The organism is Lentimonas sp. CC4 (genome assembly GCF_902728235.1).
Lineage (GTDB): Bacteria > Verrucomicrobiota > Verrucomicrobiia > Opitutales > Coraliomargaritaceae > Lentimonas.
Genome location: NZ_CACVBO010000002.1, coordinates 191,352 through 211,851, shown reverse-complemented (window position 1 = coordinate 211,851; position 20,500 = coordinate 191,352). Strand labels below are relative to the sequence as shown.

Sequence of the window (20,500 nt, the reverse complement as noted above, 5' to 3'; positions counted from 1 at the left end):
TCATACCCCTCTTCTTACTCGCACTGGCTTCTTTAGCAAGCGCAGCAGATCGCCCAAACGTGCGACTTCATCTCTCTTAAGATGCGCATGACTGCCCGACTACTTTCATTGACACTCTTCATCTGCGGATACGCTGCCACCTACGCGGATAGCACGATCGTCCAATGGGGTGCCCCCAACGGAGAAACGGACATCGTTAGCGCCAACACGGATTTCAACCGCAAGGACACCACCTACTCGCAAGTCGAAGCCTCGAGTCCGACCGCGGCGGACTATTACAATAGTGCTTCCGGTAGGACTCCACACTTTCACCATGCCGCCACGGTTTCGGGCAACACTAAACGCGTGCAAGACGATGCCAGCGGAGATTTCATCAGCAGCGGGAAAAACAGCGCCACGTATGAGACCATGATCTGCTGGGAAAATTTCCTCACTGCAGATAGCACCCTGACTAGCCTCAGTTCCACAGTAAGGATTAGCGGCGGAGCGACCGATGCCGCAAACCTTCGCTGGGTCATTCGCAAAGGCGACGGCAACTGGTATGCCAGCGAGCCAATCAGCATCACCATCAATTGGGAGACTTACACCACTGGAGATCCTGGTGGTCTCACATGGTATCACTTTACACCACTCACGAGTGGTTCCGCGGTGGTCGGCTCAGTCGCAACGATTGATATGATCGGCGTCGAGGCGCTCGGTTTCTACGGTTTCTTCGACAACACCGATGGCAACCCTTGGCGTGGCGTCCATCTGCGCTATTTTAAGGCGACTGCTTCCCAGCCACCGATTGCACGGATCACACACGACACTGGCTACACGATTTCGAATGTGCGCACCGCATGGAAATCTGGCGAGCGCATCCTCATCGCCAGTTCCTATGATGGCCGTGTGATCGCCCTCGATTACGACGACGGCACCATCCTCTGGGAGAATGCATTATCTGGGTTCTACAATCACGACATCTGGTGCGACGATCTCGATGGTGACGGCGACGACGAAGTCCTCGCAGCCAATGCCGACGGCAAGCTATACTGCATCGGCAGCGACGGACAAGATCTCTGGACTTTCGCCCCACGCACCGGCGACCATGCGCCACCGATGAATGCAGTCTGCGTCATTCGCAACGGCAGCACACCGTATGTCGTTTGTGGCGGCTACGACATGAACCTCTATTACCTCTCACTGAGTGGCAATTTACTCGCCCCTAGCCAGCCGCATCTGACGATTCCCGCTTCAGGCTACTCGATCGAGAGCGCTTGGGGCGATAATCCTCCGCCCAATAATCGACACATCGCTAACTTTCTGCGGCCAGTCAAACAGTCCGATGGCTCCGAAAAACTCGCGGTGCACGGCGCGCAAAACTCAAATGCCGGCAATGGTTCGATTTACATCTTCAGTCCACTGGCAACGACTCCGAGTTATTCCAATTCAATCAGTCTCAACGATCCTGCTGGCCACATGCACGCGGCAGATGTCGATGGCGACGGCACCGAAGAGCTCCTACTCGGCACCAGCACCCACGTCAATGGAGCCGATTTTCAAGTAGTCGATTACAACGACAATAGCCTCACCGACTTCCCCATTCGCGACTACAAAACAGAACTCGGCGGCTTCGGTTACTTCGTCGTTCAGCCCATCTTAGTTCCCGATGGAGCCACCTCCCGCTATCTCATACTGATCGGCAATCACATCATGCTGCTGCCACTCGACCTCGACCCTGCAGGCATGGAAGTCATCAGCGGTGGCACCTATTCCTACAACGATATCTGGCGCGATCCGGAAACGGGCGACATCATTCTAGCCAGTGCCCAAAGTGGCGGCAGTTGCGTGCACATTTTCAACATCACTGCGCCCAACTGGAAAACCGAATTCACCGAACTCACACCGCCAGGAAAGATCAGCACCCTACTAGCAAACACTCAAACCGCCCGCACACAACTAGCAGCCTTCACCGCACCGAGCTGGGAGCGCGCCCCATTACCCGTCGTGCTCATGACCGAAGGCACCACCGACGTCGAAGCACTCGCCACTGACATCCAAAACAACTATGACAGCCCCATCATTCTCAACGGATTTGGCGTCAATAGTCAGCTGCCGGCCGATTGGGATCGCGACACCGTGCTCGCCGCTAATCCGACATACCGCGACAAACGCGATAGCCGCAAGGATTACAATCTGACCGCATCCGAGATCACCACCACTGTGCAAAGCGAATTCAACGCAAATCCCGATGGCGTCGCCTTTTGGGGTGGTCACGGCAACGACCCCTTCTTCTATGATCCCGAGCTCACCAAGAGTTTCATGACTTATGGGCAGTCCGAAGGTAAGATGACCGTGCTCATCTACCCCGAAGTGACCGACCACAGCGACGACTTTGCCTTTGTGTGGAACCACCTGTTTGAGCCACTGGCCATTCACGCACGCAGCAACAACACAAAACTCTACATCCGCACAAAGAATATCTTCTGGCAGTCCGAAGTCTATGCCACTTCCGAGCCCAGCGGACTCGACCTCTGGCAGGAGTTAATGAATGGCAACTATGCCGACGTTTTTGTGCCCTCAATGGAAGAGACCACCTCGAAGACGATGGAGCTCAGTGTGGCTGGGCGCTTAGGCATTTGGGCCAGCGGCGCAGTCGACGACTGGGGCTCACGTTGCGCACGTGATAACGTCAGCTACAATCGCCTCCGCCAACACGCGGATCAGAACCTGCCCAACCACTTCCTGCGTGACATGGTTTACCGTGTTGCCAGTGGAGCGACCTACCTCAACAATTTCTCCGTCGATCAGACCTACTTCAGCTTCCTCTGGGAACTCATTGCTGAAGGTGCACTCTATGTGCCCAAGCGTGAAGAGATCGTCAGCTTCAACCCCGTCCATCTCAGCATGGCCGAGCCTGATGAACATTATATCGAAGAAGGCACCGACACAAAATGGCTCACATGGTTCGACGAAACGACCGAGAACGCCAACCCACTCGTATTCAGCCACCTCAACGGCACCTGGCCTGCCTCACCCGTAACCGATTGGGATTTTTCAAAATACGCGGCTGGCGTAAACGATCGTCGCCTACATTTCCTACCGCCTTACGAGCACGGCATGGTGCTCATCACGCCGCCCCAAGCAGGCGACCATGCAGCAGCCACCCCCGCACGTGGTGCCATGATCGATCACATCCACCCGATGTATCGCAACATCATGACCGAATACATCACCGATGGCCGCGATTACCTCGACAGCACTGGCAACGGCAAGCATGACGCCAAAACCTACTACACCACAGTCGAGGCCGACATCCTTGCCAACAAGAGCAAGCTCCCTATCACCGTCTCCGGTGGTGTGGCCTGGGTCACCGCACAGTCCGCCCCCACTCACCTGCGACTCACACTCGTCGACAGTGGCTATCTCAACCCCGAAGAACGCACCGCCATCATCCACTTCCACACCGTGCAACCCGTGCAAGTTAAAGACCTACTTAGCGGCGAGACTTTTTCCGTCAATAACGGCAGCACCACCATCACCGTGCCGCTCGGCCTATTCCGCTTCATGGACATCGAACTCGACGAGCCCTTCTTTCCTGAAAACGACTGGGGGACGTTTGCCAGTGTTCACGGCCTCAGCGGCAACTCCAGATCAGACAAAGACTTAGATGGCATGAGTGATTTGCACGAATTCGCCCTAGGTGGCGATCCGCTCGATCCGTCCGACACCGGAACTCCCCCGCAATTGACTCTAAACTTCGACAGCCACACGGCGTCCTATTTCAACGTGCAGTTGAGTTCCGTGACTGCAGGTATCCATTACGAAGCTCAATGGAAGGAGGATCTAAGACTCGGGAATTGGAATACGACTTGGGGCACTGAAAGTAACACAACCCCGGGCAACCCGATGGAGCTATTTGAGCGGACACTCGATACGACAGATAGAGCGCAATTATTCTTCCGATTAAAAATCTCTCAACCATAGTTGAGGTCATTCACTTGCAATGACACCCCATTCGACCTGACGAATAAACATATACTTTATACGCGATCGCATATCTAAGGATATGACGAATTCTGATATAATTCATGTTTCCACGGATCATTTGATCGTAGCTTCTGTTAAAGCTCCCCTCCCCGATAACACATGACATTTAAATCCACTCTCTTACTCACCGTAGCCAGCCTTCTGGCGTCACAAAGCTTCGCAGCCGACAAGCCTCAAGATCAGCCGATGAATATCCTCATGATCGCCATCGACGATCTGAATGACTGGGTCGGATTCCTCGGTGGCCATCCGCAAGCCAAGACGCCGAATATGGATCGTCTCGCAGCGCAGAGTATGGTGTTTGAAAACGCGAACTGCTCGTCCGTCGCCTGTAACCCTTCGCGATCGGCCTTGATGAGTGGCCTGCCACCTTACGTCACCGGGCTGTATAGCAATCATCAGAAAATGCGCAGTGTGCCAGCTCTCAAGGATGCGATCATGATACCACGCTACTTCAGCAATCATGGCTACACCTCCATGGTGCGCGGTAAGATATTCCACCACGCGGACATGGATGAGCAGAGTTGGGACATCATGAGCAATCAGAAAAAGGATAAGCTCAAAATTCCCAAAGATCAGCAGACCGACATGAGTCCCTACAAGGACATCAAGATCGATAACGGCCTCACTTTCGTGCAGAAGCCGCAAATCGCATGGAAGTCCACCATGCAACCGAAAGAGCTCACCCAAGACTACCAGAATGCCATTTGGGCAGCGCAGTGGCTCACCGACTCAGCCGATCAAGACACGCCACTACCCTTTTTCTTGGCATGCGGCATATTTCGCCCTCACCTCCCATGGACAGTGCCTGCTGAATACTACGCCCGCTTCGATCTCGATACCATCGAACTGCCTCCGATCAACGAAGACGACTACTCCGACATTAAAGGCGGCCCTGCCGCAGAATATATCGACGCGAAAGAACGCGGCTTGCTCAAAGAAATCACCTGGGCCTATCTCGCGAATGTTGCTTATGCGGATGACTGCGTCGGCGTGCTACTCGATGCTTTGGAAGAAAGCCCTTACAAGGACAATACCATCGTCGTGCTCTGGAGTGACCACGGTTGGCACGTCGGCGAAAAAATGCGTTACAAAAAATCGACCCTGTGGGAAGAGACCGCACGCATGCCCTTTTTGATGAAAGTCCCCGGCTCAGAACCAGGCCGCAGCATTCGCCCAATCAATTTGATCGACCTGTATCCAACACTCATCGATCTAGCAGGCCTGCCTGAAAAGGCCGATCTCACCGGTCGCAGTTTCAAGCCACTCATCGACAACCCAGAAATGGAATGGAACTATCCATCCATCACAACCTCCTCATCAGGGTATAGCCTACGAAACGAACGCTGGCGCTACATCACCAAAAAAGGTGGCGTGGAAGAACTTTACGACCATAGCAAGGATCCGAATGAGTGGCATAACCTAGCGTCCAATCCTGAGTATGATTCCGTCAAAGCAGCATTCTCGAAATTCATCCCGAAAAAGCAGCATAAATAAACTGTTGCGATTGGAAGAAACCGGGTTGAACCATCGATCGAATTAACACGATGACGCACGCCGCAAGGGCAAGGTCTTCAATGGCAGATCCCCTTTCTGGCGCTGCTGCAACCGCGCCAACATCAACAGTAGTAATTGCGCAGTCGCCAACACATCGCCTTCGGCCGTATGGCGATCCTCTATCGTAATACCGCAATAGGTGCACACCTCATCCAGCGATGGTGGATTCTGATTACTATAACCACTGGTCTTGAAAGCATCGAGGGTCTTCATCGCGAGCTCAGCCGTATCAAGCCAGCGATTCTTCAACTTCATCTGATAATGAGTCCGCATCGACTGATTTATCATACGTAGATCAAATGCAACATGATGTCCGACGATGATCGAGTCCGATAAATCCAGCAGAAGCTCGGCCAATATCGATTCGGGCTTTTGCCCCTGCTGCAACTGCTCATGTAACAGTCCGTGGATCGCACTAGAATCCTTCAAATCGACATTCGGCTGACAAACGATCGCGCTCTTTGCGGACTCGATCAGCAACTCCCCGCCAACAACTTTGACCCATGCAATCGAAACAATCTTATCGTGCCATGCATCAAACCCAGTCGTTTCGACATCCAAAACAATAAACGACGCCTCTTGCACCGTAGTCGCACCGCCACGGAAGCGCGGAAAATTTCCCAGATAGGCCTGAACCACGCTGTCCGTGTCTTTATTAAACAGTGATCGAATCATGTGTTGAGCTCCAATCCAAATTCAATTCGCAAGGTATTCTGTAGCATACGCTGCACATCGAACACATTGGATAATTGCGTGCGCTCCAATTTCGTCAGCGAGCCTGGTTCGATATAGCGCCCCGAATCGTCCTGCTTAAATCCGTTTAAGGTCCGCATTCGCATCAAAAACTCATAAGAATCACTCGCATATCGGCAAACTTCTGCCCACTCGGGCTTCAAGCGTCCTAATTCGTCCAATCGTTTGCCAGTCGAGTAACATGATTGAACGCCACATTTCAGAGCGAGCACACGAGCGATATCGCAAATCGGCTTGATGCCTCTGGCCTTAATATCAAAGCGCCCTTCCTGCATGCCCTTTTTTTCGACGATAAACTTACCTAAGAAATTCAGCGGCGGCCGAGACTCGACCGCATAACCAGCCATCGCAGGTAACAAAGTCGGCTCATTCGTTGCGTGGTGAAACATCGCGGCTCGTAGCTGAGCCGAAAGCGCGGAATCACCTGCCACATGACGCATATCCATGAGCGTGAAACCACGGAGCAGATCCTGGCCTTTTGTAAATCGGTTGAGGGTTCGAAGCTCTTCCATCCACTCAAGCTCCGTTTTACACCAAGCGGGATTTGAGGCCATGATACCCCCCTGGCATCTTGAGAACCCTGCGTCCACAAGGCATTGAATCACACGTTCATTGAATTTCAACAACCGCGCCCGAATGCGCTCATCCGTATCGTCATTACCAGAGGAAGCAAAAACCATCGCGTTATCAATATCGGTGCGTAGTAGCTGCTCACGACGCCCATCACTCCCCACCGCAATCCATGACCACCGCACATCTGGCAATGTATCATTCTCCGCGATCATGACGTGCTCAATAATTTCGATAAAGCGTTCGACCATCGTATCGTAAAACTCGGCGCAGATTTGACCCATAAAAATGGATGATGCACCCGCAGTCAGGTAGCTATTACAGACCTGCTCAATATCATCGGCCAACTCATGGAAGCGTGATGATGCACGCGCCAAACGAATCTCGCGCAACAGACCAGCAGGATGATGCCCACTCTGTGTGAGCAAATCCTTATGCGTCGCCACGTCCAGCACCGGTGAGCGAGGGCTGCCATCCTCAGTAATACAAATTTGCCCAATTCGCTGACGCAGCATCAAGAGAATCGCCGCCGTCGCACTCTCATCTCGACCGATGGTATAGACTGGACTCGCCATGATCGTAGAAACGGGCAACGCCTCATCGATTCCTTCCACAATGATACGCTTGATCAGTAAACTGCTAGTAACAATACCAAGAGGGTGCCGTTGTTCATTGACCACCAAAATCGAGGACACACGTCTCGCGGAAATCAGAGTCGCGGCTTCTTTCAACGAAGTATACAAAGAACAGGACAGTAAGCGCTCGATCGGTCGTAAATCAATCTTACGCGCTCCGACCAAATGCGCTTCTAGAATATTCGATTCGACGCTGGCATTCATTTGAGCAGGCAGGCTGGCGGAATGGCCTACGCGTGTCGCCCAAAAGAGGTGACGCCTCACATAGTTACGGGCGGCATCACATTCGTCGAACAGTCCCTTGAGTTGCTTCCACTCCAATGCATACACCAAGCTCTCCTCGACAACGTGAGCGGAAACTTGATACGAAATGGCATCTATAAAAGTAGTGAGACCTAGAACATCACCCACATCGCGGACACTTACCAACTCTTCGCTTTGATTCTTCTTCCATAAATATTCAACCCGCCCTTTAGCAAGAAAATCAACATACTCTCCCGGCGCATCGCCCTGCCTCCAAATGAAGTCATCCTTCGCATACGCCCGTATACGCGCCGTCTGCGCCAAGGACTCAACGTCGGCTTGCCTTAACATGGAGAAAGGCGGGTATTTCAATAAGGCATCCGCAACCCGCTTTGGAATCTGATTCATAAGGAATATTTACAACTAAGGTCCGCCCCAAACCTAAACTAGTATTAGGTCAGCCCGAGGCTTACAAAAACAAGGGGCATTGAACGACCACCCATCACACTGAACGATAATAGTGAATTCCACCAGTTGGCGAAAGCGGTTTTAACGTAAAAGATATATCGATTTGCGCAAATCAATCAGCCGAAATGGGAATCGAAGAATCGTGGACTGAATAATCCGCTTTCGCTGACGAAAATACACATGTTTTTTACGCGATCATCACTATGCCACACTTCGGATTATTCGTATAGTCGGGCTACATTTTGAATGGGGATATGGGGATATCCCTGAAAGGCACGGATCGCAAGATGCGTGCCTTTTTTGCGCCATATCCCAGTGATACTTCCAGTAATAACATAGAGCCGATTCCGTCATAAACACGCATACTTTCGACGCGATTCAATATAGTCACGAATTCGGCATTCCGCTATGATACGAGTTCAAATGGCAAGGATCGGTGCGACACATCATGCGTGAAACCACCTTGCGCCTCAAATCACCCCACTCCAACGAGGAGACAACCACACACATAGATTATGACCAAAACACTCACCATTGCAGGCATCCTGTGCATCGCAGCACTCACAAGTCTTTCAGCTGCCCAGAAGGGCATGACCAAAGACCAGTTCGTCGCAGCTCAAAAGAAAGCTGCAGCCAAAAAAGGCTGGAAGTTCAATCAAGAGAAAGTTGAAGCACAATTCGTCATCATCGACACCAATAAAGACGGGATCGTCACTGGCACTGAGAAAAAAGCTCATTGGGCAGCCAAAACGAAGAAGGATCAAAAGTAGTTGATCTGACCAACATACCATTCATTTCGAAGGAGGCCTGAACGAAGTTCACGCCTCCTTTTTTGAGACTAATACGAGGTCAATAGCCTAAGAATGAATTGAACCGCGACAGATCACACGAAGTGACTGCCCCCCGATCCTATTTTGTGGCTACATCGTATCTCCAGAACGGATCACCCAAAGCAACCATCTCTTCCGCCGTCAATGATTCCACATGTCCATCGATAAATACAAAGTTACATTTGTTCCCATGCAGGTAATGAATTGAAGACGGCAAGTCCCAGAGCACGCGTTTTTGCGCATCTCCATACAGTATCGTCTTGGTAGGATTAAGCACACTAATCTGAGGAATTCCAAACTTGGTCTTGGTGCCATCTCCATTATCAACCTTCTTCGCCAACCAGCCATTCATACCATAAAAAGCCTTCAAATTATCCCCCTGCTCTTCGCCCTCGGCGACCGGTTCGTGCAACGGTGAATTAAAAATAGTATCCATGCTCCGATCAGCTTCCTGCGAAAGCATATCCCGCTCATAAACGACCTTCCATAAACTAGTCACCCAATACGCTTCCTCAACTTTCCAGTCGATGGCTGGGAGCATCCCCTTATTATCTGCTACATAAATCTGCGTTGCGACACCTAGTTGACGTAAGTTCGACAACGATTGTGTCGCCTGCGCTTTCTCTCTAACTTTTGAAATTGAAGGGATTAAGATAGCGGCAAGGATTGCAATAACTGCAATCACCGTAAGTAATTCGATCAAGGTGAAACCTAGGGAGGTCGCGGGATTACGAGACAATCGGGATTGGGGGCTAAGTAATTTCATACATGAAGGGGGTGTGAGGTTAGATCATAAAAAACGTGCGAGTCAGGCTTCAATAAGTGAAGATTCGACTCGTCCATGTTGCCATCATAGCAAACTCAAACTGACGAAGAAAGGCGTGTTTACGTAAATTATATACCTCATTACGCAAATCAAACTGGCTCAATCGCGTATATCTAATACGCGCATACATCTGTTCTCACGTTTGGAGTATGATATACTATCTTTAACCTTACCGATAGTAACAGCCACACGAACACTTAAAATCCCCCAACCCTACGACACGAATCGCGTTACCTCGGGGCTATCTACCATGCACTTATCTACTAAACTATACGGATTCCTCGCACTGCTAATCGGCCTATGCGCCGGGGTATCACATGCAATGGTAACCCCGTCGCCGACAATCAACAAGCGACCGAATATCATCTGGTTGATGGCTGAAGATATGGGGACGGATCTGGAGTGCTACGGCACTGCCGGAGTCAGAACACCCAACCTCAACCGACTCGCCGCAGAAGGCGCACGCTTCACTAAGGCCTATTGCGCGAACCCAATCTGCTCTCCGAACCGATCCTCCATGATGGTCGGAGTCAATCAAACGAGGATCAATGCACAGCACCATCGCAGCAATCGCGATGTGCCACTAATGGCTCCCTACAAACCGATCACCTATTGGATGCGCGATGCGGGCTACACCGCCATCCTTGGCAGCGATCTGGTAATGAAAGGAGGTAAGAAGATCGATTGCAATTTTAAGACTGCTCCACTCGGTTCGTATGACGGCGTGACGAATTTTGGCCTATTCGATAAGGAGCTAGATTTCTCTGCTGCCGATCAGCCCTTTTTCAATCAAATCCAACTCGTGGTCACGCACCGCGGGGATTGGTGGAACGGCGTGCGTGCAGAATCAAAGCACCCCGTCGACATGAATGCCATCGAGCTTCCGCCGTTCATGGCAGACACACCGGAAATTCGCTACGATTGGGCGGCCTACCTCGACACCGTCGAATACATGGATAACGAAGTCGGACAAATCATGCAAAAGCTTGAAGACGAAGGACTCGAAAACAACACCATCGTCATTTTTATCGCCGATAATGGTCGCTGTAATCTACGCGGCAAAGGTTACCTACAAGACCCAGGCATACACATTCCAATGATCGTCTGGGCACCCGGTCTCATTGAGGCGGGCACTGTCATCGACGAACTCGTATGCACCACCGATATTTCAGCAACCGTGCTAAAACTTACTGGCTCCACCATCCCCGACTACATCACGTCGAAACCATTCCTCGGCACCGACCAGCCAGAATACCGCCAATACGTGCGCTCCGCTCGTGACATCTGGGACGAGATCGATGATTGCTCACGCAGCATCACCACCAAACAGTTTAAATATATCAAAAATCATATGCCCGAGATACCATGGGAAACCGACCAGGCCTACCTGGAGCTTAACCGACCGGCCATGCATGTTATGCGTCAGCTAAAGAAGGAAGGTAAACTGAGTGACGTAGAAATGATCTTCATGCACGATGAAAAACCAGTCGAAGAACTCTACGACCTCGAGAACGATCCAGATGAGCTCAATAACTTAGCCAGCAACCCAGAATATGCAGTTGTGCTGGAACAGATGCGCGCCAACGAGGCCACATGGTTGCAGCAGAATCGCGACTTCGGACTGGAAGATCTAGGCAACCGTCAGGTCGAAGAGAACATGTCCTCAGTTCTAGTTCGCAAGGGAGTGAAAGCGAACGCCCCCGATCTGTGGAATCGTCTCGAATCGGGCGAACTAATGGAGACTCAAAGCTGGAAAAAATATAAGTCTAAGAACTAGGACGACTCTCGGTTAGACGAGACGAAATCCGATACATTTATTACGCAATCCAGTCTATCTGGATCCCTATACTTTTCGTAATGTAGATGTTCCTAAACCCCGAACACCATAACTTATCATGCGTCTTATAACAGCCCTCATACCACTAACCCTCATTGCGTTTACTTGTAGCCTGCAGTCTCAAACAAAACTGCAATGGGGAAAACTTGGAGGAGACACTGAAATCACTCAGTCTATTATAAAGCTAGAACGTCCAATTAACACGACCTTCAAAGCGGGCACTCAAACTAGCCCAAATCAAGGCAATGGCTATTACCCGAATGCCGAGGGCTATGCACCTAGTTTCAATCTAGCTGCGAGTTCCCCGCAAGCAAATGCAGCCATCGCAAACAAGCCTGATGGTGACAGTATCACAACTGGTAAAAACGAACCATCGTATCAATCAATGGTTGTTTGGGAGAACGCCCCCGAAGGTCGCATAGAAAACATTGCTATTGATATAAAAGGCTCAGGGTCCGGATTTATAAGTGGAAGCTATCGGCTCCTCATCCAACAAGCCAACAACTCGTGGGTCGCAAGTCAGCCATTCGAGATCACGAAACCGTCAAGTGATGCTTCAGATCGAATTGTAAATAATCTGAAGTGGTATCACTTTACTCCAGTTACAGACAAGGAAGCCACGATCGGAGATCCAACTGCTGTAAATTTAGATAACATCAAATCAGTCGGATACTACAACCGACTGCAAGGTAATGCCACAAAAAGCTACCGAGGATGCGAAGTAAGCTACTTCAAAGCAACATTCGCACCGATGAAACAATTACAAGTCAAGGCCTCCAGTTTGAAGTCTCAGGAAAAAAAGCCTGCAGACGGGAAAACACGGATCATCGCCGACTTCGAAGAAGATTTCAAAATCGACAACTCTCAAACGGGCTGGACTTACCAGTGGAATCCAACCGGAGTTGAAATAGGGCAAAAGGATCGCTACCAAGACTTAAAGCCCGAATCCAAGAAATCATGGCGCCTTGTGGTTGATCCCGACAAGAAACCAGGAGCGGTCTCTGGGCCAGTCAATGCAAGATGGCTCATGGCACGTAAAGGTCAGATCACATCTGGCGACAGCAGCGAAGTATCAACGGACGGTCTAACTCACTTCGTCATCGTCTCCTACACCATACAACCAGGAGAAGCTGGGATCATCTCGATTCAAGACAGTCAGATCTATGGAAAAAACGAAAACAGCAGCAATGCATTACACATCTACGTTAAAGACGAGTTGCTAGGCACCGACGTCACCACTGGCAAGCCGAGCAGCTTCAACATAAATCTCGGAAGAATGGATGAGGGCGACACCTTCACACTGGCAGTCGGAGGCTATAACAAGAAAAGCGGTGGCGTAAACATTCAGTTTAAGCTCTGCTCCTCTCAGTAGTCAAAAGGATCGGTTAAAGCGGGCAGCACAGCCGCGTCTCAAATGGCACCGCCTGAAACTGAGCTCACACTGACTGGGAACGATTGCGAAAGCAGCCGTTCCCTTTTTTCATATTCCACCTGAGTTCCCCCGCGTCCATTTGCTTGGCATCGCAAATTCATCCATCCTCGTTCCTCAACATGAAGAAGCTCCTCTTTACCCTCGGGCTCTGTCTAATTTTCACTGCGACGGCCTCCGCCGAAGTGACCCGCGAACGTGATGTCGTTTACCAACACTTCGAAGGCACAGCAATGACAATGGACGTGTTAATGCCGGATAACCCAAACGGTCTAGGCATCGTGAGCATCGTCAGTGGTGGTTGGAAGTCCCACCACGGCAGAGTGAAGGAAGACTTCGGCAAACTGTATACAGACGCTGGATACACGGTCTTTGCGATTTTCCACGGTTCACAACCGCGCTACCAAGTCCGCGAAATTATGGGATTTATGCACCGAGCGGTGCGCTTCATCCGAACCAACGCAGATCGGTGGAATATAGATCCAAATCGAATCGGAGTCACCGGTTCGAGTGCAGGCGGCCATTTGAGTCTGATCCTCGCAACTACCGGCGCCCCCGGCAATCCCACGGCGAAGGACGCAGTTGAACGGGCCAGCAGCGCGGTGCAGGCAGCTGCGGTATTTTATCCACCCGTCGACTATCTGAATTGGCGCGAGGCCGGTGACGATGCTGTCGGCGTGGGTCCACAGTCACGCTGGCAACCAGCCTTTGGCCCCGAGTCGGCTACGGCAGAGGGACGGCAAGCGCTAGGTCGCGCGATGTCATCCATCTACCACATTAATGAACACACCGCTCCCACTTTGATCGTGCACGGTGATGCGGATCCAATCGTTCCGCTGTATCAATCCGAGCGATTTAAGGAAGTTGCGGAGTCACACGGCGTTCCAGTTCAGCTCATTGTGAAATCGGGAGGCAAACACGGCTGGCCGAATCGTGCCGACGACGAAATTTTATTTCTCGATTGGTTCAATCAACAGCTACAACCTTAAGCTCTCTCATGAATTTCTTCAAAACAGTGTTAGCCAATTGGCGGCACGCGTCATCGATCGGTCATTTACTCATCGCGTCGACATTGCTGGGGCAATCACATGCGTTAGCGAAGTCGGAGTTCAAGGTCGGCACGTGTGATTGGACGCTGCGGATGGATGCCGACGTTGAAGCATTTTATTTTGCCGAGCGAGTCGGCCTACAAGGGGTTCAGTTTACCTTTGGTGCCGCTGGCGAGGGACTGGATCTGCGCACCCGTGCCAATCGCGATCTATTTCGTCAGACCATCAGGCGAACTGGTGTCGCCTGTTCCTCATTGGGAATCGGACGACTGAACAAAATCCCTCTGGCATCAACGGACGAAGGCGAACAGCTCGTCGTCGACTGCATCGCTGCAATGGCGCTGCTCCAGACTGAGTCAGCCGAATTCAACGATCCCGACTTCGCTGCTCGAGTTTCGCCACAGATCGTATTGCTGGCGTTTTTCAACAAAGGAGACATCAACGGCCAACCCGCTCTCATCGAAAGCGTCATCACCAAGCTGAAGCGACTCGCGCCCATGGCAGAGTCACACGGCTTAACGCTCGGCCTTGAAACGCGACTCTGTGAGGCGGACCACCGATATATATTGGAAAGCGTCGATTCCCCTGCGTTGAAGGTGTTCTACGACGTAGCGAACTCAGCCAGCATGGGCTACGATATCTATGCGGAATTAGAAAGTCTTGGCACCGATAACATCTGCCAGATTCACCTCAAGGAAATGAAGGCATTACTTGGTAATGGCTCCATCGACTTCCCACGAATCAAAGGTATTTTGAAGACGATGGACTATCAGGGATGGTTGATCCTCGAAGGCGCGACACCGAAGGGCATGGATCGTCTCGAAGCTAGTAAAGCCAATGCTACCTACGCATTGGAACTGTTTGGGCGCTGAGTGTTCTGGCTCTTTTACAATATCAGCACAATTTGAAATAACATGAAAAATCGGATCAAACCGTTGCAAATACTGGTGGCACTGACCGTCATGAGCTTCACCTCAAGCTCTCTAGCGAACACTTCAGCGGTGCCGGAAGATCTGCTAGGGTTTTGGAGCTTGGATGTCGACTCGGGCGAGCCTGCTTGGATGCACGTAGAGGAACAAGACGGGGAACCCGTGGTGACTATGCGACTCTACGTCGGCCCTGAAGGTCCCTATGATGATGCCCAGATCCAGGACGGACGACTCACGTTTACACTGAACAAAAGTAAAACTAAGAGGAGTAAAATCGTGGTCGCTAGAACCGTCGATGTCGGCCTCATAAACGGCAAGCTCGACGGTGTGATTGTCGCCACGCCCAATAATGGCGGACCTGTCACCCAAAAGCATTTCACTGGCAAATGGGTGACGCCCATGCCGGAATCGGCTCCTGATCTAAGCACAGTTCGCTTTGGTCAGCCGAAAGCGATTTTCAACGGAAAAGATCTCACGGGATGGCGCCTGCACGAGACCGATAAGAAAAACGGCTGGAGTGTTGAGGACGGCATGCTGGTCAACAATACACCAAAGACCGACTTCAGTGCAACTGGAGCCTACTCGAACATTCGCAGCGAGGCCGAATTCGAAGATTTCTGGCTTCACATTGAGTTCCTGATCGAGGCAAATCGCAATAGCGGGGTGTATCTGCGAGGCATGTATGAAGCGCAAGTAGTTGACCGCGATAGTCGAATGCAAGGCCTCCAAGGCGTCGGTGCGATCTTTAGCCGTATCGCGCCGTCGGTGAATGCCGGAAAGCGCCCCGGAGAATGGCAGACCTATGATCTCACACTAGTAGACCGCCATGTCACTGTAGTGCTCAACGGTGTGAAAGTGATCGATAATCAACCAGTGATTGGACCGACAGGCGGTGCCATATACACGGATCCCTCCGCCCCCGGCCCAATCTACCTGCAAGGCGACCACACCGCGGTAAAATACAAGAACATCTATCTGGCACCTGTCTTGGAAGATTGAGGCCAGATCATCCGCTTAACGGTCAACCGCAGTCGGTGCGCCGCTAACGCGCAGGTCTTGATAGGTCTTCAGCATGCGCTCGGTGCGCTCCCGATACTCTGGGTTCTTGAGTAGATTCTGATCGCTATCCTCACTCAAATTATCTTCGAGGTGATACAAAGCGTATGGCTGCAGATTCTCCAAACTCTTCTCATTCTCGGCTTTAATCACCAATTTCCAGGCACCCTCACGCAGTGCATAAAATGGCCCCGCGCTGCCCCCTTTGGATTGATGCATTAAATATTGATGCGCCGGCGCTTCTGACTCTCCGAGAAAGACTGGCAACAAATTTGTCGAGTCCATAACTATCGACCGATCAATCGGTTGCTCAGCCAAGGCAGCAATCGTAGCGACGGTATCGTGACCGACGATCGACTCCGCCGACACTACGCCTGCTTGAATCTTCCCGGGCCACACCGCGACGAATGGCACGCGGTGACCTCCCTCTGAGATCGAGCCTTTCTTACCCTCTAATTCGAGACTGGAATTAAACCCACGTGTCATCGAAAGGCCGCCATTATCGGAAGTGAAAATCAGGAGTGTATTCTCATAGAGCCCCTTCGCCTTCAACGCTTTCACTATCATACCGACCTGAACATCAAGCTCGAGAATCATGTCTCCATGCACCCCTGCCGTGCTGCCGGCAATTTTCACGCCGTCGAGTTCCGCCGGAGGCGTATGCGGCAAGTGCACCGCCTGACTGCAGTAATACATATAAAACGGCTCCTCTGCTGATTGCCGATCAATGTAGCTGACGGCCTTAGCAACAAGCATTGGCCCCGTCAGAACCGGATCCCAGTTCGAATCACCGATGCCTCCATAGTCACGATGCTTCGCGGATTTCTTCTTCCCTTTGCCGAGAGGCTTAGGTGCCTCATACCCCGCGTGCTCATGTGTCACGTTCGCCAGCACAGAATCTGGCTTAAACTTCACCCACTCACGATTCTCATAAAATGCATAGGGATGGCTTTGAATGCCTTGCGGTAAAGCCATCGCGTAATCAAATCCAAAACTCAACGGCCCAGCCTCCTCGGCGGTGTAGTCCACCTGCTTCTTACTCAACCATGAACCACCGAGCCCCCATTTGCCGAAAAACGCGGTATGATAGCCGCCAGCCTTCGCGATACGCGCCACGGTCGTGAAATCCGGATCAATGAGCGCACTACCTTCGGCTCCCCAGACACCCCATGGACGGGAGTTCCTATAAGAGTAATTCCCGGTCATCATCGAGAAACGACTCGGGGCACAGAGCGAGGCCGGGGAGTGCGCATCGGTAAAGCTCATGCCTTCGCCAATTAAGCGATCCAGATTCGGCGTCTCCACGACGGGCTCGACACCTGCCAAATTCGCGTAGTGGCTCAAATCGCCTAGGCCTATATCATCCGCCATGATGACCACGACATTCGGCTTTGCCGCCTGTGCCTGTAGTGCGGCGATCATAGTGAGCAGTGTCGCGAGTATATGTATGGTTTTCATGTGTTACTTGGTAAATTCGATATCGATCAAACGGAACAGCCCCAGCGGCACGTCAATTGCAGCGGAATCCGCATTCGTCATTTCGAGACGCTCTCCTGTCAATACATCGGTGATCTTAATGGGTTTGACCGCGTGAAATTGCACCAGTGCCGTGCGTGCCTGTGGATTGAGATAGCCACTGTCGACGAGCGTTAAGCGCAAGTGATTATCTGCGGATTGTGCTGCAACCCATGCCACGTCGCCCGCAACGGTTAGAGGCAGTTGTGCTTTGCCCTGCTCAATCGCAGCGGCCACGGTCTGGTAGTATTCGTCGGCCGCATACGTTTGTTTCCCATCCGCCGAATAGTAATGGCGACCGTCGGTGATAAACTCCTGCATGATATCGCGATACAGAGGATGCAAGTGATCCACCATCTGACCGCGTGGCGCGTCTAAATCGGCAAACACACCTGCTTGCGGCGGCGTAATCAGCACGGTGCCCCTAGGATACGGCGGAATGAAATGCTGCCGACGATCTGCGACACCTGCGGCATAGCGCGAAAAGTCCCACTCCGTATTCGGCGCCGCAGGCCACACGGCATTGGTGCGACCGAAAACAAAGGGGTTCTGCTCCTCAAAGTCACGATCGTAGTAAGTCGTCACCTTATGGTTCACGGCATTGGATAAATAATGCTCATCAGGTGTCTTCATACTGAGATGAACTGGCGAGAAACTGACGATCTCTTCGCGCTTAGGCACGAAGAGCGCCCCTTTAGCGACCAGCTCCAGAGCCAATCCCATATGATCCATATCGACATAGGTATTGTTCATATAGGATGAACCGTTGGCCAAACTGAAGACCATCGTGCGTAGGAAATGATTCGGTAAGCGTTGATAAGAATGCTGCCGACTGCGATCAAAACTCGGGTTGTCGCGTGAGCAACGCATTCCCCATGCATCCACTGCCCCGCTCGCCCAGAGCCCCATGCGCCCGACGAGGCTCAGCTCCATGGTGCGATCCGTCGTCTCTTCCATCGAAGGCACAACGGACTTGGCAAATCGTCCTGAGACGACGTTGCTCCACTCTGGCAGGTAGATATCCCCCTGCCAGAAGACATTCTTCGAACGGAAGAATATATTGGCGTTATTCTCTGCGGCATACTCTGCCAATGGATTAAATAAATCACCGATCACATACCCCGCCTCACCAAATGTATCGGACAATTCAGGCAGAATCAGGACGGTCTTTTTACCGTTTGCCGCGTCGAGCACTTTCTTTGTCGTCTCGAGTTGATACATATACGGGTCATTGCCATGCCCCACCCAATACGCAATCCCGGGGGCATCTTCATAATTCGGAATCAGTTTATCCAACACCTGCTGCTGCGTGAGAACATATTTCATGCGGCGATCACGCTTATTGCGGTAGATCTCGCTCGGCATGGATGAACGATCCCAATTCTCCTTATTCGAACTGCAGCTATTGAGGAACACGGGGCTGTCGTAGTGCTCGATCAAGTCCTGAACCAATCTGTCCTTAGCAATCCCCTTCTTCTTGGCCCATGTCGAATAGACAGGAATCGGCTCACGCTCCCAAGCCGGCTTCTCGAAGGATGCGAGTTGCTGGCGCGCCTCCTCTGTATTCTTAAGGATCGCTTGGATCTTGCCTGGAGGGTCGAGGTGAACGAAAGCATCCTGCCAACCGGATTGTGTCGTATCTAGAATGTGAATGCAGCTGCCTCCACTCTGGCTACTCGCGAGCAGTAGTCGCCCGGTGGCATCTTGCCACACATCATTGTAAGCATATTTACCATTAATTTTCCGCTCCGACTTCGCACTCAAATCCGGCGCAACCGTCACGAGGTAATTCCCACTCAGCATCAGGTAGCGAAAGCTCTCTCCATCTGGAATAGTCACGGATTGCGTCACTCGGTATCCTGCCGATCCGATTTTCTTTAGATTATAGGAACTCACTTTAGCAGTCTTTGGATCGTAAATCGTCATCGCATCTTTCCCCAACCAAGACGTGCCGAGCAGGATTTCATACGCGCCATCGCCATCAGGATCGCAGACATTAAAATCGCCCACGACGGTAGGCACCTGCAGCTTACCGGAATCCATATAAGGCTGATCAGCGAGTGGCTTAAATTGATAAATCGCCCCCCGGCCCTGCATGTGATTATTGGAGGCATGCATCGCGAGCACGTCAGAACCGTCTGGTTGTGGGACTGGGCGCAGGAAATTGATCGTATGCACATTCACCTTCGGAAGATGCGACGCACCCGGCCCAAAAGGTCGAATCGTGGAGTAATCCCGCGACTTAACTTCTTTCACGACTTTCCCATTCGCCAGTAAGTAGTAAAAGCTCTTATCGAAGCCACCGCAGACGACATACGGAATTTGTTTCGCATCACGAATCACGCAGACCGCATACATCGGCGGCACGTGGCCTCCCTCATTGGGTTTAAACTCCCAGAGAATGTTGCCTCTGGCGCTCAAGCAATAAATCGCTCCGTCCGCATTCGCGATCAAGATCTCATCGTTACCATCGTTCGTCAGATCTTCGCACCAGATATCGTGATTCATGTAGCCAGACAGCGGCTGCGACCAACCAATCGAACCATCATAACGAACACCCAGAACCGTGCCCTCATACGTGCTGGCGACAATAAAGGGCGCACCGTCTGCACTCGCACTACGAACCTTCATGATCGTATGCCCCGTCTCGATGCTTTTTAATGCTTCGCCTGCCGAGGCGGAACAAAGGCACAGCACTAGGCATATGGAGTAAAAGACTTTGGAGTAAGGGAAATTAAAGATCATATTCTTCTTTGTAGAAAGGGAGGGGTATC

At 51.6% G+C, this 20,500-nt stretch carries 13 protein-coding genes; 8 read left to right on the top strand and 5 right to left on the bottom strand.

The window, feature by feature from the left end:
- The first annotated feature begins 87 nt into the window (after nt 1–87).
- Nucleotides 88–3,966, top strand: a complete 3,879-nt coding sequence (locus tag GZZ87_RS17650) for a PQQ-binding-like beta-propeller repeat protein (RefSeq protein WP_162024851.1) — start codon at nt 88–90, stop codon at nt 3,964–3,966.
- Nucleotides 3,967–4,128: 162 nt separating this feature from the next.
- A complete protein-coding gene (locus GZZ87_RS17645; protein WP_162024852.1) occupies nt 4,129–5,526 on the top strand; it encodes a sulfatase in 1,398 nt (465 codons plus the stop codon).
- Between the two features lie 42 nt (nt 5,527–5,568).
- Here the strand turns inward: GZZ87_RS17645 and GZZ87_RS17640 are convergent, their stop codons facing one another.
- Together GZZ87_RS17640 and GZZ87_RS17635 are read right to left on the bottom strand one after the other, a co-directional pair.
- Nucleotides 5,569–6,261 carry a 3'-5' exonuclease gene (locus GZZ87_RS17640; protein WP_162024853.1) on the bottom strand — a complete coding sequence of 231 codons (693 nt, stop codon included), beginning with the start codon at nt 6,259–6,261 and terminating at the stop codon, nt 5,569–5,571.
- Nucleotides 6,258–8,195 (bottom strand): DUF294 nucleotidyltransferase-like domain-containing protein, encoded by a 1,938-nt coding sequence (locus GZZ87_RS17635; RefSeq protein ID WP_162024854.1) that lies wholly within the window; start codon nt 8,193–8,195, stop codon nt 6,258–6,260. Before GZZ87_RS17635 ends, GZZ87_RS17640 begins: the two co-directional genes overlap by 4 nt.
- A 575-nt stretch (nt 8,196–8,770) precedes the next feature.
- Between GZZ87_RS17635 and GZZ87_RS17630 the strand changes: the two genes are divergently transcribed.
- Nucleotides 8,771–9,025 carry a hypothetical protein gene (locus GZZ87_RS17630; protein ID WP_162024855.1) on the top strand — a complete coding sequence of 85 codons (255 nt, stop codon included), beginning with the start codon at nt 8,771–8,773 and terminating at the stop codon, nt 9,023–9,025.
- Nucleotides 9,026–9,164: 139 nt separating this feature from the next.
- On the opposite strand, the gene GZZ87_RS17625 is transcribed toward GZZ87_RS17630, so the two are convergent.
- Nucleotides 9,165–9,851, bottom strand: a complete 687-nt coding sequence (locus GZZ87_RS17625; protein WP_162024894.1) for a prepilin-type N-terminal cleavage/methylation domain-containing protein — start codon at nt 9,849–9,851, stop codon at nt 9,165–9,167.
- Nucleotides 9,852–10,161: 310 nt separating this feature from the next.
- Here GZZ87_RS17625 and GZZ87_RS17620 point away from each other — a divergent pair, with 310 nt between their 5' ends.
- The 5 genes from GZZ87_RS17620 to GZZ87_RS17600 all read left to right on the top strand — a co-directional run bounded on the left by GZZ87_RS17620 (nt 10,162) and on the right by GZZ87_RS17600 (nt 16,154).
- Nucleotides 10,162–11,688 carry a sulfatase gene (locus tag GZZ87_RS17620; protein WP_162024856.1) on the top strand — a complete coding sequence of 509 codons (1,527 nt, stop codon included), beginning with the start codon at nt 10,162–10,164 and terminating at the stop codon, nt 11,686–11,688.
- 118 nt (nt 11,689–11,806) lie between these two features.
- The gene (locus GZZ87_RS17615; RefSeq protein WP_162024857.1) at nt 11,807–13,120 is read left to right on the top strand and encodes a hypothetical protein; all 1,314 of its coding nucleotides are present in this window, start codon (nt 11,807–11,809) and stop codon (nt 13,118–13,120) included.
- A gap of 179 nt (nt 13,121–13,299) precedes the next feature.
- Nucleotides 13,300–14,166, top strand: a complete 867-nt coding sequence (locus GZZ87_RS17610) for an alpha/beta hydrolase (RefSeq protein WP_162024858.1) — start codon at nt 13,300–13,302, stop codon at nt 14,164–14,166.
- Between the two features lie 8 nt (nt 14,167–14,174).
- On the top strand, nt 14,175–15,098 hold the full coding sequence (locus tag GZZ87_RS17605) for a sugar phosphate isomerase/epimerase family protein (RefSeq protein ID WP_162024859.1): 924 nt from the start codon (nt 14,175–14,177) through the stop codon (nt 15,096–15,098).
- A 42-nt stretch (nt 15,099–15,140) separates the two neighbouring features.
- Nucleotides 15,141–16,154, top strand: coding sequence for a DUF1080 domain-containing protein (locus tag GZZ87_RS17600; protein WP_162024860.1), 1,014 nt, complete (start codon nt 15,141–15,143; stop codon nt 16,152–16,154).
- A gap of 15 nt (nt 16,155–16,169) precedes the next feature.
- On the opposite strand, the gene GZZ87_RS17595 is transcribed toward GZZ87_RS17600, so the two are convergent.
- Nucleotides 16,170–17,669, bottom strand: coding sequence for an arylsulfatase (locus GZZ87_RS17595; RefSeq protein ID WP_162024861.1), 1,500 nt, complete (start codon nt 17,667–17,669; stop codon nt 16,170–16,172).
- 3 nt (nt 17,670–17,672) lie between these two features.
- Nucleotides 17,673–20,471, bottom strand: a complete 2,799-nt coding sequence (locus GZZ87_RS17590) for a hypothetical protein (RefSeq protein WP_162024862.1) — start codon at nt 20,469–20,471, stop codon at nt 17,673–17,675.
- Between the last annotated feature and the right edge of the window lie 29 nt (nt 20,472–20,500).

Coding starts and splice junctions, on each gene's coding strand:
- GZZ87_RS17595 (WP_162024861.1), bottom strand. CDS start 17,669: ATGAAAACCATACATATACTCGCGACACTGCTCACTATGATCGCCGCA.
- GZZ87_RS17605 (WP_162024859.1), top strand. CDS start 14,175: ATGAATTTCTTCAAAACAGTGTTAGCCAATTGGCGGCACGCGTCATCG.
- GZZ87_RS17615 (WP_162024857.1), top strand. CDS start 11,807: ATGCGTCTTATAACAGCCCTCATACCACTAACCCTCATTGCGTTTACT.
- GZZ87_RS17640 (WP_162024853.1), bottom strand. CDS start 6,261: ATGATTCGATCACTGTTTAATAAAGACACGGACAGCGTGGTTCAGGCC.
- GZZ87_RS17590 (WP_162024862.1), bottom strand. CDS start 20,471: ATGATCTTTAATTTCCCTTACTCCAAAGTCTTTTACTCCATATGCCTA.
- GZZ87_RS17630 (WP_162024855.1), top strand. CDS start 8,771: ATGACCAAAACACTCACCATTGCAGGCATCCTGTGCATCGCAGCACTC.
- GZZ87_RS17650 (WP_162024851.1), top strand. CDS start 88: ATGACTGCCCGACTACTTTCATTGACACTCTTCATCTGCGGATACGCT.
- GZZ87_RS17600 (WP_162024860.1), top strand. CDS start 15,141: ATGAAAAATCGGATCAAACCGTTGCAAATACTGGTGGCACTGACCGTC.
- GZZ87_RS17610 (WP_162024858.1), top strand. CDS start 13,300: ATGAAGAAGCTCCTCTTTACCCTCGGGCTCTGTCTAATTTTCACTGCG.
- GZZ87_RS17635 (WP_162024854.1), bottom strand. CDS start 8,195: ATGAATCAGATTCCAAAGCGGGTTGCGGATGCCTTATTGAAATACCCG.
- GZZ87_RS17620 (WP_162024856.1), top strand. CDS start 10,162: ATGCACTTATCTACTAAACTATACGGATTCCTCGCACTGCTAATCGGC.
- GZZ87_RS17625 (WP_162024894.1), bottom strand. CDS start 9,851: ATGAAATTACTTAGCCCCCAATCCCGATTGTCTCGTAATCCCGCGACC.
- GZZ87_RS17645 (WP_162024852.1), top strand. CDS start 4,129: ATGACATTTAAATCCACTCTCTTACTCACCGTAGCCAGCCTTCTGGCG.